Source organism: Sphingobacterium alimentarium (assembly GCF_004342685.1).
GTDB classification, from domain to species: domain Bacteria; phylum Bacteroidota; class Bacteroidia; order Sphingobacteriales; family Sphingobacteriaceae; genus Sphingobacterium; species Sphingobacterium alimentarium.
Genome location: NZ_SMBZ01000020.1, coordinates 1 through 15,084 on the forward strand (window position 1 = coordinate 1; position 15,084 = coordinate 15,084).

16 protein-coding genes are annotated in these 15,084 nt (G+C 38.1%); 10 read left to right on the forward strand and 6 right to left on the reverse strand.

The window, feature by feature from the left end; all coding sequences use genetic code 11:
* Positions 1-271: 271 nt before the first annotated feature.
* Positions 272-622 carry a DUF3024 domain-containing protein gene (locus tag EDC17_RS08570; protein WP_132777677.1) on the reverse strand — a complete coding sequence of 117 codons (351 nt, stop codon included), beginning with the start codon at positions 620-622 and terminating at the stop codon, positions 272-274.
* Positions 623-1,404: 782 nt separating this feature from the next.
* Here EDC17_RS08570 and EDC17_RS08575 point away from each other — a divergent pair.
* From EDC17_RS08575 to EDC17_RS08585, 3 genes are all read left to right on the forward strand, one after another.
* Positions 1,405-1,674, forward strand: a complete 270-nt coding sequence (locus tag EDC17_RS08575; RefSeq protein WP_132777678.1) for a YtxH domain-containing protein — start codon at positions 1,405-1,407, stop codon at positions 1,672-1,674.
* A gap of 71 nt (positions 1,675-1,745) precedes the next feature.
* On the forward strand, positions 1,746-2,219 hold the full coding sequence (locus EDC17_RS08580; protein WP_243646095.1) for a phage holin family protein: 474 nt from the start codon (positions 1,746-1,748) through the stop codon (positions 2,217-2,219).
* A complete protein-coding gene (locus EDC17_RS08585; RefSeq protein ID WP_132777679.1) occupies positions 2,203-2,721 on the forward strand; it encodes a hypothetical protein in 519 nt (172 codons plus the stop codon). Before EDC17_RS08580 ends, EDC17_RS08585 begins: the two co-directional genes overlap by 17 nt.
* A gap of 430 nt (positions 2,722-3,151) precedes the next feature.
* Here the strand turns inward: EDC17_RS08585 and putP are convergent, their stop codons facing one another.
* Both putP and EDC17_RS08595 read right to left on the reverse strand, forming a co-directional pair.
* Positions 3,152-4,645 (reverse strand): sodium/proline symporter PutP, encoded by a 1,494-nt coding sequence (gene putP, locus EDC17_RS08590; RefSeq protein WP_132777680.1) that lies wholly within the window; start codon positions 4,643-4,645, stop codon positions 3,152-3,154.
* Positions 4,646-4,656: 11 nt separating this feature from the next.
* Positions 4,657-6,129 carry a S10 family peptidase gene (locus EDC17_RS08595; protein ID WP_132777681.1) on the reverse strand — a complete coding sequence of 491 codons (1,473 nt, stop codon included), beginning with the start codon at positions 6,127-6,129 and terminating at the stop codon, positions 4,657-4,659.
* Positions 6,130-6,328: 199 nt separating this feature from the next.
* Here EDC17_RS08595 and trmB point away from each other — a divergent pair, with 199 nt between their 5' ends.
* Positions 6,329-6,982 carry a tRNA (guanosine(46)-N7)-methyltransferase TrmB gene (gene trmB / locus EDC17_RS08600; RefSeq protein ID WP_132777682.1) on the forward strand — a complete coding sequence of 218 codons (654 nt, stop codon included), beginning with the start codon at positions 6,329-6,331 and terminating at the stop codon, positions 6,980-6,982.
* A gap of 42 nt (positions 6,983-7,024) precedes the next feature.
* Here trmB and EDC17_RS08605 read toward each other — a convergent pair whose 3' ends face one another.
* The 3 genes from EDC17_RS08605 to EDC17_RS08615 form a co-directional block, all read right to left on the reverse strand.
* Positions 7,025-7,456, reverse strand: coding sequence for a hypothetical protein (locus tag EDC17_RS08605; RefSeq protein ID WP_132777683.1), 432 nt, complete (start codon positions 7,454-7,456; stop codon positions 7,025-7,027).
* A gap of 40 nt (positions 7,457-7,496) precedes the next feature.
* Entirely contained in the window at positions 7,497-8,933 is a 1,437-nt protein-coding gene (locus EDC17_RS08610) for a WG repeat-containing protein (protein WP_132777684.1), read from the reverse strand.
* Between the two features lie 98 nt (positions 8,934-9,031).
* Positions 9,032-9,883, reverse strand: a complete 852-nt coding sequence (locus EDC17_RS08615) for a M23 family metallopeptidase (protein WP_132777685.1) — start codon at positions 9,881-9,883, stop codon at positions 9,032-9,034.
* Positions 9,884-10,020: 137 nt separating this feature from the next.
* On the opposite strand from EDC17_RS08615, the gene mutY reads away from it, so the two are divergent.
* The 6 genes from mutY (at position 10,021) to rlmD (ending at position 15,084) form a co-directional block, all read left to right on the forward strand.
* Complete coding sequence (gene mutY / locus EDC17_RS08620; RefSeq protein WP_132777686.1) at positions 10,021-11,070, forward strand: A/G-specific adenine glycosylase; 1,050 nt, start codon at positions 10,021-10,023, stop codon at positions 11,068-11,070.
* 24 nt (positions 11,071-11,094) lie between these two features.
* On the forward strand, positions 11,095-11,544 hold the full coding sequence (locus EDC17_RS08625; RefSeq protein WP_132777687.1) for a single-stranded DNA-binding protein: 450 nt from the start codon (positions 11,095-11,097) through the stop codon (positions 11,542-11,544).
* Positions 11,545-11,608: 64 nt separating this feature from the next.
* A complete protein-coding gene (pheS, locus tag EDC17_RS08630) occupies positions 11,609-12,646 on the forward strand; it encodes a phenylalanine--tRNA ligase subunit alpha (RefSeq protein WP_132777688.1) in 1,038 nt (345 codons plus the stop codon).
* Positions 12,647-13,045 carry a hypothetical protein gene (locus tag EDC17_RS08635; protein WP_132777689.1) on the forward strand — a complete coding sequence of 133 codons (399 nt, stop codon included), beginning with the start codon at positions 12,647-12,649 and terminating at the stop codon, positions 13,043-13,045.
* Between the two features lies 1 nt (position 13,046).
* Positions 13,047-13,622 (forward strand): TetR/AcrR family transcriptional regulator, encoded by a 576-nt coding sequence (locus EDC17_RS08640; protein WP_132777690.1) that lies wholly within the window; start codon positions 13,047-13,049, stop codon positions 13,620-13,622.
* Positions 13,623-13,677: 55 nt separating this feature from the next.
* Positions 13,678-15,084, forward strand: a complete 1,407-nt coding sequence (gene rlmD / locus EDC17_RS08645; RefSeq protein ID WP_132777691.1) for a 23S rRNA (uracil(1939)-C(5))-methyltransferase RlmD — start codon at positions 13,678-13,680, stop codon at positions 15,082-15,084.

The following is a 15,084-nucleotide window of genomic DNA, read 5'->3' on the forward strand; positions in this document are numbered from 1 at the left end:
GTAGACTTTGGTATTGAGTTTTTAATTATACTTCCATTTACAATAGCTAATATCTGGGCAAGGTATAATTGCGGCTCGTGAATTTTACCTTTTTCTAAATTCTCACTAGCGGAGCATTATAGATGTGTGCTTTTGTAGCTCATTGATTCAAATCCGAAAATACAATTTAGCGTTTGAGCATTTTCATTTTCTTTCAGCAGACCTGCAAAATCCATAATATCGCAAAACGCTGGTATTAACACTATAATCTTTAATAATCCTCATAAGGCCACTATCCTAAAAAACAACCATATCCATCTTGGCTAATTTCATCTAGTAATTCTCTAAGATTCCTGCTCTCAGGTTTTGGAGCATAAGCCTCCCATTTATCTGATCCACGCATCCAATATAGCTTCCATATTTTAGTTGATTTCACCAAACGAAGCTTGGCAAATGGTAGCTCTAGCACTTTGCTTGGATCATTCCATTGTGGTCTTTTCTGCAATAATAGTGCTGTTTTCCCATCCCACGAAAATGCAAAATCCAATTGCTTGCGAAGCTTGTCATCTTTGTTTCGTTTAGCTTCTACAAAACTCTCTAATTGAACTTCAATCATTGAAAACTCATTTCTAGCGACCTTCATTTTAAAATTAAATTATTAATTCTTTATATAGATGTTGTAATTCATTCTTTACGCTGGGCAATAACAAAAATGTAGTATCTCCTTTCAGGAAACTTTCCATGGATTGTATATGACCAAAATTATGAAATTTTGGTTATCTATATACTTAATAACAGCAATTCTCCAGAACTTGGACTTCCAATTACTGATTTCATTCAGTTCACCCAACATGTACAGTAAGAGTATTTATTGTCTTGTATAAAGTTAACTCATCAACCGTCATATCTTTAATAGCATATTACGCTATGTTAAGGCTCTAGGTGAGTTTGCTATGCCCATATAAAACTATGCTATTGCATATTTTTGTAAAAGGTTTGCTGATTCCGCTTTACAGACAGCCGTTGTAACAGCTAGATGCGCCTTTATTCTTGCGCCCTTTACCCCACAGCGATATCAAGGGTTGTGCATATTTTATAACATTGTGTAGTTTGCAAGTAATAAATTGCATAGTCCATCAAATTGGCCTCTTTAGCACTAAGGGTGCTTATCCGCAATATCATAAATTTATTAGAGCTTAAAGTTTAATGGAATGTCCAGGGCTAAGTTGTAAAGAAAAATTATTTCATAAAAATAATTTTAAATTAAGGATTGGTCTTGTTTTTGATGAATAATAATAAATACCGTAATTTGATATTATAGAATAAAAAATATATTTATTTTTAAACGATTTGGAACTTTTAGTGTTTATTAAGTAAAGGGACATATTTACATCATTAACATCACACAATTAAAAATAACGAAGTATGAAAGACAGCGGAAAAGTAGTAACAGCATTATTAACAGGTTTAGCGGCTGGAGCAGTTTTAGGTCTATTATTTGCACCAGAGAAAGGCTCGGAAACACGCGATAAAATAAATGAATCTTTATCAGATTTAGCTGATGCAATTAAAGAGCGTGCTGAACAGCAGCTAGATTCATTAAATGAACTCAAAGAAAAGGTTTTAGCATCAGTAAATGCGAAAGCAGATCAAGTTGGGTCTCTTATTGATGACGAAATTGAAGAGCACGCATAAATATAAAGGGATTTATACTTTTTTAAAGTAGCTACACACAGTATCTACATTAATAAATAAACAATTGATGGATGGAAGAACAAAAATTTTCCTTTACAGGTAGTTATCAGAAAGCTAAAGAATATCTAGATACGCAAATTGAGATTTTGAAATTAAAAGCTATTTCAAAGTCATCGCGGATCGTGGGTGCTGTCGTATTGGATGTATCCAAAGTTGTGATAGTGTTAATCATTTTATTTTTTTGGTCGTTGGCATTAGGTTTTTGGTTGGGTGAATTAATGAATAGCTACTCTTTAGGATTTCTAGCTACAGGTGGAATATTTTTAGTCATTCTATTAATTGTAAGAGCTATTGAACCTAAACTGGAAGCCAAATTTATGGATGTGACCATAAAAAAAATCCTTGGTAAATGGAATGAAGAGGAAGATTATATAGCGGAAATGGAGAAAGAATTCTATACCAAGAAAGAGTACGTGGCGCCTGAAGAAACAACTACAGTTAAAGACATGTTTGAAAAAGAAGTTGATCATGAGAGTAAACATTAATAATTCTGAAGAGCTTAAAAATGAGCTTGTCCGTCTTTGCCGGTTAAGAAAAGAACAAGAAATGTATTTAGGTGATCAGTATACATTTTTAAAACATAAGGTAGAAACGCCTTCACGTGTTATAGGAGCAATTGCTTCAACAATTCCGGGCGTGGATATGGTACGTGGTTTATTCTCGTCAATGACGGGAGCCAAAAAAAAAGATAAAAATGAGATAGCGGGTAAGTCTGACTGGCTAACTAGGGCCACGCAAATAGGGTTACCCTTGATCCTTAACCGCACCCTATTGAAAAATAGTGGATGGTTAAAAAAATCACTTGTATTGCTTGCCTCAGAAGGCGCGGCAGGTCAGGTAACCCAAGATAAAGTATCATCATTTATTGGGCGAATAGCAGATTATGTTCGTCCTAAAAAGTCCAAGAAGAAACACAAAAATATTCAAGCATTTCAAGACTCTAATAATCCAGTTACTGGTAACCCGGATTTAGGTGTTGGAAAGTAGAATAGAAATCTACTCTATTAAAATAGGGAAATGTACCTAATGTCTTCAAGTTGATGATTTTAAATTTTAAAGAAATAATGTTGTTCATGAAGCAACAGGACATTTGAGTCCGTATAGAATTTGTTAAAATAAAAAACAATATTACAAGGGTAGTGTTATCTATTCAATGTTAATAATTTTATAGTAGATGTTTTGCCTACTCTTTTTTGGAGTAGGCTTTTTTATTTTATGATTTTGCTCCGAATACTCTCACTTAGCTTGATAGAGATTGTTAAATAAACTTTCAAGGATAAACGGGAGCATTACTTTTGACATAGTAATTTTATAAAATAACACGGTTCCCGTCACTGTCATTAGTACTCATCGCATTCTTAATTCTACCGGCTGTCATTGTCTATAGATAAGATTTTAGATTATCATCATGGGAATACTATTTAATGACTCTCTTCATGGCATCAAATTCCGCTTCTATGCGTAAATCAGGTGCTTTGGATAGCAGTGACACTACAAGAATCGTTATAAAGCTGAGAATAAATCCCGGAATCATCTCATATACTTCTTTATAATCATGAGGCAGGTATACCCAAGCTAGGACAGTGCCACCACCTACAATCATTCCTAATAGGCCGGCTATTGCTGTTGTTCGTTTCCATAATAAGGACAAAAGAATAAGAGGACCAAAAGAAGAACCAAACCCGGCCCATGCATTGCCCACTAGATTAAGGATGCTATCTTTTGGTGTCAGCGATAAGAGTAAGGCTACAACAGCTACTATCAATACTGATGCTCTGCTCATCAATAACATATTCTTTGGGGTAGAGTATTTAGGAAAAAACGTTTTAAAGATGTCTTCTGTCATGGAGCTCGATGTGACTAATAATTGAGAAGAAATCGTACTCATCACGGCTGCTAAAATAGCTGACAAAAGAAAGCCCCCAATAAAAGGATGAAACAAAGTCCGGGACAAATGAATGAAGATGGTTTCAGCGGCAGACTTATCGGCATCAAATTTTTGCATTGTTGCCTGATCAAAAACATACAAGTAAGCTATTCCAAATAATCCCACCAACATAGCTCCCCCTACGGTGAATATCATCCATGTGATACCGATACGACGAGCTTTGGGTATGTCCCGCACATGTTCAATAGCCATAAATCGTACAAGAATATGCGGCTGCCCAAAATATCCAAGTCCCCAAGCCAATAGGGATAAAATGGATATGGTCGATGTACCTTTGAAGAGATCGAGATAGATGTCACCTTTTTCCTGGATAGTCTGAATGGTCTGCGAGGGCCCATTTAATTGCGAGAGAATAACTATAGGCATTATCACCAATGCGATTACCATAATTGTTCCTTGAACAAAATCTGTGAGACTCACTGCCAAGAACCCTCCAAGGAAAGTATATAGGACCACCACAAAACTCGTACAATATAATCCTGTGCTGTATTCCATGCCGAATGCGGATTCAAATAGTCGACCTCCGGAAACCATTCCGGCGGCCGTATACAAAGTGAAAAATACGAGAATAAAGACGGAAGAAACTAATTTCAAGGATTGAGTTTTGTCTTTAAAACGATTTTCAAAGAATACCGGAATGGTAATGGAATTGTTAGCAATAGCGGTATAAGCCCGAATACGAGGGGCTACAATCACATAATTCAGATATGCACCAACGGTAAGGCCAATGGCTATCCATGAACTTGACAATCCAGAGGTGTAAAGGGCACCGGGAAGCCCCATCAGTAGCCATCCACTCATGTCTGCAGCTCCTGCGGATAATGCCGTTACGGCGGCACCCATTTTACGTCCCCCAATCAAGAATTCTTCGGAATTGCTCGTCGATTTGTGATAAGAATAGATTCCTATCAAAATCATGAGTAACATATATAAACCGATGGATATTAGTTCGTATGTATGCATGTGAAAAGTGATTAATATTTAGCAGCCTTGTCTATTGCGGGAATCGTCTTTTTGATAAAATCGCGTACATCATTGTTTGATTTTATCAAATCCTCTTTGCGCAGATACATCATATGTCCACTTCTATAACCTTTGAAATCAATTCTATCGGCTAACTTTCCCGAAGGGTCCATTTGCCACATGTTATATTTCGCATTGAAATAATCCGTAGCTCCATCAAAATATCCATATTGTACCATCACATGCAAAAATGGGTTTGCAGCCATGGCTTGACGCAGGCTTAAGCCTGTATTATCATTGGATCTTTCCCACGGGTGTACCGAACCAAACATATTGTACTTCACATCCGTTTTATACTTCAGTTCATTAGCATAATAGTAGTTAATAGCAGGTGTGAAAGAATGGAGCCAAGATGTCAATTCAGCATTGTAGTCCACACGCTCCCCCGCATCACGTAAATCAATGCCTAAATACCTGGAGTCTAGTCGGCCGATGGTATAGCCTTGATCGCGCAGCAGCTCCTTCCAATACAACGAGGTAGGGATATCCAGGTTGTTTTGTCGAATTAATTGCTCGGAGAGACCTGAGTACCGTGACATCTTCTTAATAACATCCTCCTTTTCAGTATTACTGATGCTATACCCTTTGCTTATTGCAGGCAGTAGTTCGTCCATCGTAAAAGTTTCAACCTCAGGCAATATCTGTTCTAAATCTCTGCTTTGTAAATCCGCAGGCAGGCGTTTATGATACCATGCCGCCGCTGTGTAATAAGGCCATCTGTTAGCTTTTTCTACTGCACCCTCGCGCTTTAACCCCAGGTCTGTGGGGCTAACTAATATTACCCCATTCAGGTACATCCATTGTGCATTTTGCAATTCCAAAGCTAGGCCCGACACGCGCGTAGTACCGTAGCTTTCGCCAATTAGATATTTGGGAGAAGCCCAACGATTGTTGCGGGTAACAAAAGTATTCAGCCACTCGGCTAGATATTTAATATCAGCATTGGTTCCGAAAAATAGTTTGCGATCCACTTTCTCATCTAAGATTCTTGAATATCCTGTATTGACAGGATTAACGTATACGATGTCTGCAATATCCAGAATAGAGTAGGGGTTTTCTTTGATGCCATAAGGTTGAACAGGGTAGCCTTCATCATCTATGTTCAATAATCGGGGGCCCGTATAGGCAATATGCATCCATACCGATGCTGATCCAGGCCCGCCATTGAAGGAGATGACCAAAGGGCGTCTATCTCTATTGGCTATGTCATCTCGAGTATAATAAGTGTAGTGGATGGCTGCTATAGGTTTTCCTTTTTCATCCCATACAGGCTGTGTGCCTGTGCGGGCTGTATATGCGAACTTTTGACCATTTGCTGTGGTTTGATGTTTGGAAGTGACTGTGCTGTCGGCCAATGGAATAGGTTGTCCCTGGGCATTAAGCGCAAGAAAGAGTACCGCACAAAATACAATAAGTCTTTTCATGAATCAGTTAGTTTTATTAATTGAATAAAAATAGAATAATATTGTTGAAAATTCGCTTACCAGTGAAAAAACTACTGCCAATTTTTAGATTGAAATATGAGTTTGTATTATTTGTGAAAAAGCTCACTTGGAAATAAATTTCCCTTTAAATAGTTGAAATCCTGCAGAGATAGATTATTTTTGCAGCTTAATTCATGTTATGGGTAAGGATAAGTTAAGAAAATTTGCCGAGGTGGCCACATTTGAAAATGTAGTACAACTGGATGCAGGTAAAGAATATAAAGGACAATGGGCATCCAAATTCTTTGGAAACAATATGCCTGTGGTTCTGGAGTTGGCATGTGGAAAAGGTGAATATACGGTGAACCTTGCCAAAATGTTTCCCAATAAAAACTTTATAGGCGTTGACTACAAAGGAAATCGGATTTGGAGAGGTGCTAAAACAGCCTTGGAGGAAGGAATTAAAAATGTAGGTTTCTTACGTATTCAAATTGAAACCATATTAGAGCATTTCGCAGAAAATGAGATTAGCGAAATCTGGATTACTTTTCCGGACCCTCAACCGCAAGAAAGTCGAGAGAAGAAACGCTTGACAAATCCAATTTTTTTAGAGCGGTATAAGCTTATTCTCAACCAGGATGGTATTATGCATTTGAAAACGGATAACGACGGTTTCTATGCTTACACTTTAGAACAAATTGACGCATTAAAATTGACGAAATTCAAAGAAACAGCGGATCTATACAAATCCAATCTCGTGGATGATGTTCTTTCGATCAAAACGTATTACGAACGTAAATATCTCGCGGTAGACAAAAATATTAATTATGTCCAATGGACATTTAAGAAATAAAAAGCAAGGCTCCACATCATGATGGGAGCCTCTATTTTTTGTTTACATTTTAAAATATTCTATATCTTGTTGGAGTAAATGCTGATGTAACTTCTCATGGTCATCCTCGCTGACAAATAGTTTGTTTCTCCAAAATCGTTTAGGCGATTTATTTTTTAGATAAATAACATATAAGTTACCTCCAGATCGCGTGAGGCTTCTGATATGATCTATATCGCTGCAATGGTATGTTTTAGTTTTATTGCTAAAGCGAATGATTAATTTCTGCTCATCGATTTCCCATGTTGATTTATTATTACTCCATTTTACCGACAAATATAGGATAATCGGAATGGTAAATAGAATAGCGATAATTTTGACAATTTCCGAGGCTGAGATCTGTGAGGAAATGAAACCTGCAATTATTAACAGCGAGAAAAAACTAATCATATATTTTCTGCGGTGCAAAGTATTGATTTCAAAGTGTTGAGTCATAGCCAATAAAAGAAAAAAATCTAACCTATACGTTCAAAATCTACTTGATTTCTTCACCTTTTACATTAATAAAAAAACTCTCCTCTAGGCCTTCTAGGCTCACCTGGGCCTTGCCATCGACAAAAGGATGCGCATAAGAATATTTAATTGGAATAACTACCTGTCCCATCCCATTAATAAATCCGTATTTATTATCCTTGACTACTAAAAACAAATCATCAGCTTGAGCATAGACTATATATTTATAAGTGGCGATAGGCTTTTTGTTTTCAAGCGCATAAAGAACATAATCATCGCTGTCATTATCTGTAGCAATAAAATAACTATCAGTATGTTCAGCAATGTAGTCGAATGTAGGTTCTACGACGATATTGTTGTTGCTATCAAGGATGCCATACTTATCCTGTTTTAAAAAAATAGCATACCCCTTTTCAAGAATAGACAGCTCATCATATTGGTTTGGTATAATGATGTTGCATTTCTCATCCATTATACCAAATTTACCATTTTTGCCAAATAGAAATTGATTATTAGCTGTACTGTAGGTTAGATTATCATATTCAAAAGGCACGATAACTTGTCCAGAGATATTGATGGCTCCCGTTTTATTATTTCCATCGGTTACAATGGAAATATCGTTTTGGAAAGGTTGAATGATGGAGTATCGCGGTTCGATGATTATTTTGCCATCAAAATCTTTAATACCATACAATAACAACTCTTCATCGTAATAAGCTAAATAGTTGTCCGCAATCTCATACTCAAGGTTATCCCCGCTGTTTTCTATATTTTCGAGCATAGATGCTGTAATATCGTCTACTTGCTGGTAATTTTCGGGGATGACAAATACACTTTCATCGTTGGTGATATTAATCGAGTCAGCAACAATGCCCAAGCCAAGAGTCGATATCTCTAAAGCTGCCCCAGGAATTTTCTTGAGGTACGCATATTCTCCCCAATAGATAGTAGGAATAGCTTCAGTATACCAAATGCTAATTTCATATTTCTGGTTTGAATCTTCCCCCAACTCGATTTTTGCCAATTTGCATTTATATCCTGCTATTATCCTTTCCTCTCCTGCTATGAATTCTATTTCGTAGTCGTGGGTAAAATTAGGATCTGATTCTGAATCTGTAATCGTGAATGTCTCTGAAGATGGATAGACAACAGTACGAATGTCATTTTTCTTGTTTACTATTTCGTAATGTTCCATCAATAATCCATTCGTAGCTCGAATATAATCCTTGTTGACCCAAACTTCAGCTAAGGGCTTGTCATCTGCGGTCAACATGAGTGCAAATGCTGCAGCCATGGCTAATTCTTTTTTGACTTCATCAGTCTCTGTTTCCGGATCTATTGCCAGAAGTGACTCATCTACTAAAAAGCTGAAGCTGATTTTGTGAATCGGATTTTTTTGAGCGATGACTTGATTGACTGTCAGAATCAATATAACTATTGATGATAAAATGTTTTTCATCCTTGCGATTACATGTTAGCACAAAGTTGCATAAAAAAAAGTTACTCGCTATGTTTTTATGATATAAAAAAAGCAGCTTGATCTAGCTGCTTAATATTTTAGAGTTCGAAGTATTTCTCCGGATTTATTTTTTTGTTGTTTTTGAGGATTTCGTAATGAAGATGAGGGCCTGTACTTCTACCCGTATTTCCCAATAGTCCTATGACAGATCCAACTTCAACACGTTGCCCTTTTTTAACCTGTGTACGAACCAAATGCGCATAGCGCGTCTCGTAACCATTCTGGTGTTTTACTTTTACAACATACCCGTAATCGCCTTCGTAACCAGCAAACGTAACTACGCCATCCCCGGTAACACGTATTGGCTCACCCATACGGCCTTTGATATCTATACCTGAATGCATCTCTCTGCCCCTACGCGAAAAAGGATTTACCCTATAGCCGTAGCGTGAAGTAATTTTTCCTTGGTGAGGTCTGCCTAATGGCATGCTTGAGATTTTCTTCTCCACATTTGCCAGCATTTCTTTATAATACTCGCTCAACAAAACAATGTTTTCTTCATCTTTCTCGATTGGACCACCCACATTGGCCAGCGCAATGGTTGATAGTCCACGTTTTTTCATCTTTCCGTTGATGCGCTCAATGGTGGAGTCAATTTGTAAAAATGATTTCTTCGCTTCCAGAATGTCTTGTTGGGTTTCCTTTTGCGTATTGTTAAGCTTTTTGTTGCGTTGGTTGATTTGACTCAGGACTTCTTCATATTGAGCGCTCACGTTTTCAACTTTTTTGTTGGCAGCTAAATAAGTTATCGTACCCATAAGTCCAACTATAAGAACTACTATAGAGGCGGATATCTGTTTCCAGTATTTTATAATTACCGTCGGAACCTCTAAGTTTTTATTTTTATTTCCTTCTATACTTATCTGTATAGACGATTTTTTCTTTAACATAAACCTTCTATTTTTATTTCTATATTTCGTAGGCCGGTTGCAAAGTTATAAAAATATATGATTAATACTCAGTCTGTTGTTCTTGAAAGTCAATGTGTTGTTGTTAAAAACTGTTAAAAAATAGAGATATTTGTTGTATGTCAATAGCTGAAAATATAATTCATTGGTATAAAAATAATGGTCGGGATTTGCCTTGGAGGCATACAAAAGACCCTTATTTGATATGGCTATCGGAGATCATATTGCAGCAGACACGCGTTGATCAAGGGATGCCTTATTACTACCGGTTTGTGGATGCTTATCCTACCGTAAATGATTTTGCGCAGGCTGATGAAGAGGGTATATTGAGGTTGTGGCAAGGTTTAGGCTATTACTCAAGAGCACGTAATATGCATAAGGCTGCTAAGCTCGTAATGACTGATTTTGGTGGAATATTTCCCAGGTCCTATACGCAATTATTAAAGTTACCGGGAGTAGGCGAATATACTGCCGCTGCTATATCGTCATTCGCTAGTAACGAAAAACAGGCCGTAGTAGATGGAAATGTTTTTCGCGTACTCTCGCGATATTTTGGTATTGATACGGCTATAAATACTTCCGCTGGCAAAAAGCAATTTGCACAATTAGCAAGTGCGCTCATTTGCGAAAACGAGCCAGGGATGTATAATCATGCCATAATGGATTTTGGCGCGCTTATTTGTAAACCAAAAGCGCCGCTCTGCGAACAATGTGTGTTGAGGCTCGGATGTGTTGCCTATAACCAGGATTTGATAAGCATTCTACCTGTCAAGCTTAAAGGGAAGGCAAGCCGTAATCGGTATTTTCATTATATCGTCGTCGAGAAAGCAGGAGAATGGGTGCTGACCAAAAGAGGAGAAGGAGATGTCTGGGCAAACATGTATGAATTTCCTTTAATTGAAACTCCTGGGGATATGGAATCAGAAGAAATCATGGCATTGCCGGAATATCAGGCTATTTTTGGAAAGGCAAAAATCATCTCCATTGCCGAGCCCATTAAACATATTTTAAGCCATCAGAATATCTACGCTCGATTCTATCAGCTTCAAGAGGCAGCCTCGGTTATCGAAAAAAATCCGCACTGGAATTATTATAATTCAGATAATTTAGATAAATTAGCTAAGCATAAACTTATTTTCTCTTTCATAAATAAGAACATTATGTACTAATCAATTATAAAAACTTTAGATATTATGTCGAGCATTAACAAAGTTATCTTAGTAGGGCACTTGGGCAAAGACCCGGAATTACGTTATCTTGAGGGAAATGTAAGTGTAGCAAGTTTTCCTTTAGCTACATCCGAAACATTTAACAAAGACGGAAAGAAAGTAGAACAAACCGAGTGGCACAATATCGTCATGTGGAGAGGCTTGGCGGATGTGGCTGCTAAGTACCTCACCAAAGGACGTCTTGTGTATATCGAAGGAAAATTGCGCACCAGATCATACGAAGACAAAGAAGGCGTACGACGGTATACAACGGAGATTGTGGCTGAAAGCTTCAATATCTTGGGGCGCCGAACTGACTTTGAAAGCCCTAACGCAAACAATTCTTCTTCGGCAAATACTCCCGCCTCAAACCATGCGCAGGAACAACAGGTTGACTTTACCGAGAATGAATCGGACGACGGCTTGCCATTCTAATTCTTAGAATATTTTTGGCTAACCTATCACTAAAAGTTTATTTTTTGCTGTATCTTTGACGATTATGTTGCAAGATAAAATAGCGCAGTATACTAAAGAAATTGAGCAATTTACGCCTACATCTGCTGCGGATGTGGAGAATTTCAGACTGAAGTTTTTAGTTTCTAAAGGTATTATCAAAGAATTGTTTGAGGAATTCAAAACGGTTTCTACGCAAGAGAAACGCATATTGGGTAAAGTGTTGAACGAGTTCAAACAATTGGCGGAAACCAAATACCAAGAATCACACATTCAATTTGCCGGTGCAGCAAAAGTTCAGAAACGTGAGGAAGACGATTTAACATTGCCAGGGGAAGGGTTCCAATTGGGATCTCGCCATCCCTTGTCGTTGGTGCGCAAAGAAATTGTTGAGATATTTAAAAAATTAGGATTTATCGTTGCTGAAGGACCGGAAATTGAAGATGATTGGCATAATTTCTCAGCCTTGAATTTTCCGCCTGAACATCCAGCGCGTGATATGCAGGATACTTTCTTTATTAAAAAACAAGAAGAAAATGATATTGCATTGCGTACGCATACATCCTCTGTGCAAGTGCGCCTAATGGAAGCGGGAAAGCCACCATTTAGAGCTATCATGCCAGGACGGGTATACCGTAATGAAGCGATTTCTGCACGCGCACATTGTTTCTTTCATCAGGTAGAAGGTTTATATGTGGATGAGAATGTGTCATTTGCCGATCTGAAACAAACTTTGTTTCACTTCGTGCAAGAATTGTATGGCGAAGGCACAAAAGTTCGCTTCCGTCCATCCTACTTCCCATTTACGGAACCTTCCGCGGAGATGGACATCTCCTGTACGATCTGTAAAGGAAATGGCTGTAACTTGTGCAAAGGCTCTGGCTGGGTTGAGATATTGGGCTGCGGTATGGTCGATCCAAATGTCTTAGATAATTGTGGAATAGACAGTAAAAAATATTCAGGCTTTGCCTTTGGTATGGGAATAGAGCGTATCACCAATCTTAAATATGAAATTAAAGATTTACGTTTGTTCTCTGAGAATGATACCCGATTCTTAGCACAATTTGAAACTGAAATCATCTAGATGATTAAAAATATAAGCCGTATTGCATGCTGTGTTTTGCTTCTGCTGGGGAGTAGCTGTAAAGAATCAGGATGCAATACAGGTTTAAATTTAACTACCTTTAGAACTACCTTGTCACCCACACAAACTTCTCAGGTGACTGCATCAATAGGATGGACATATGCTGAAGGAGGGTCTTGTGGTTTGATAGTTTACAATAATGGAGAGCGCTTGCTAGCCTATGATCGTTGTGCTCCTAATGCCAAAAGCCAATTGGAAGTTGACGGCTTTCTGGCGGTAGATTCCCAGACAGGAGCTAAATGGTTGCTACTCGATGGTTCTCCCTCGGCTATTGCCGAATGTCCCTTACAACAGTATCAGGTACAGCGCGTAGCAGAGTTAATTGTCATAAGTAATTGATATGAATCAAGAAGATGTTGTTTTTTCGATAAAAAAAGCCGCTCGGGACTTGTTTAGAAAGTACGGCTACAACAAGACCAGTGTCAATGAACTTGTCAAGCAGGCCCATATCTCGAAAGCAACATTCTACAAAATATTTCCTTCTAAAGAAATTATTCTACATGAAGTTCTAATGGACTATATCCGCGAGAATGTAGAAGATATTCTCAGTACACGTGTTAAAGAGCCTGATTTGGCTACTTTTCTAGGTAAGACGATATTGCGCGTCAGCCGCGTGACCTACACAGTTTGTAATGAATTTGTAGGATGGGAGTTTATTCGGGAATCCACCAATGCGCAAGAGTATCTGAAAACCCTTTCGGATGATTTAGAATTTTTACTCCTATCTTCTTTCATTAAAAATGAAGCAATAGGTTCTACTATTTCCGAAGAAAAACTTACTTTTCTTATTAAATCGAGCAAAAACATCGTTTTTTCGTTTGCTTTCACTGCGGTGACGGAAGCCGATGTACGCAAAAATTTCATTTCTTTCCAAAAAGAAATATTACCCTATCTGGTTCAAGCGACAATAGCTTAACACAGGTGTTTCTTCCATTCCACTTTTGCGATTAAAAAGTGTATTTTTGTAACCTATGGGCAGAAGAATACCACAAGAAAAAAGACAGCTAGAAAATATTGAAATATTTGACATCGCTGAAGAGGGAAAGGGTGTAGGCCGTTATGAAGATTTAGTACTTTTCATAGAGAAAGCTATTCCCGGTGATGTCGTAAATGTTGAATTACAGCGTAAGAAAAAGAATTTTGCAGAAGGCCGTGTTACCCAGATTGTAAAATCCTCACCATTTCGCATAGAGCCATTTTGTCCACATTTTGGTGTGTGTGGCGGCTGTAAGTGGCAGCACATGAGTTACCAGGCGCAACTCAAGTTTAAGCATCAATATGTGGACAATGCGCTCTCACGTATCGGAAAGGTGGAGACCTCTTCGATGGAAGAAATATTGGGCTCCCAAAACACCACTTATTACCGCAATAAATTAGAATATACATTTTCTAATAAAAGATGGCTTACAGATCGTGATGCAGTAGTTGATCCGCAAGACATGAATGCATTAGGATTCCACGTTCCAGGCCGTTTTGACAAAATTCTGGATATCGAGCACTGTTTTCTTCAGCAGGACCCTTCCAATAAATTGCGTAACAGCCTAAGAGATTTTGCGATTCAACACGGAGTAACATTCTACGATTTACGTGCGCACGAGGGTGCTTTGCGTAATCTCATCATACGTACTTCCTCTACCGGAGAGACGATGGTCGTAGTTGTGTTTGCATACCCAGAGGAAGGACAAGTTGAATTGGTGATGAACTACCTGGCATCTGAATTTCCAGATATTACTTCTCTTTTATATATTATAAACCAAAAACGCAACGATACTATTTTCGATCAAGAAATCGAGGTTTACAAAGGACGCGATTTTATCTATGAGGAAATGGAGGGACTAAAATTTAAAGTGGGGCCTAAATCATTTTATCAGACGAATTCGCATCAAGCATACGAATTGTACAAAATCACACGCGAATTTGCTGAACTAAAGGGTGATGAGCTGGTTTATGATTTATATACTGGCGCAGGTACGATTGCTAATTTTGTAGCGCGTAGCGCAAGAGAAGTGGTAGGTGTAGAGTACGTGCCTTCGGCCATTGAAGATGCGAAATACAACTCTCAAATAAACGGCGTTAACAATACAAAATTTTATGCAGGTGACATGAAAGATGTCCTGACAGCAGAATTTGTAGCCGAACATGGCAAGCCTGATGTAATCATCACCGATCCTCCACGTGCGGGCATGCATGCAGATGTTGTCAACCGTATATTGGAGATGGAAGCAGCAAAGGTTGTGTATGTAAGTTGTAATGCAGCGACACAGGCACGTGACTTGGAGATGCTATCTACTAAATATGAAATTGTGCGCATCAAACCTGTGGATATGTTCCCACAAACTCAACATGTGGAAAACGTAGTATTACTAAAATTAAAATAG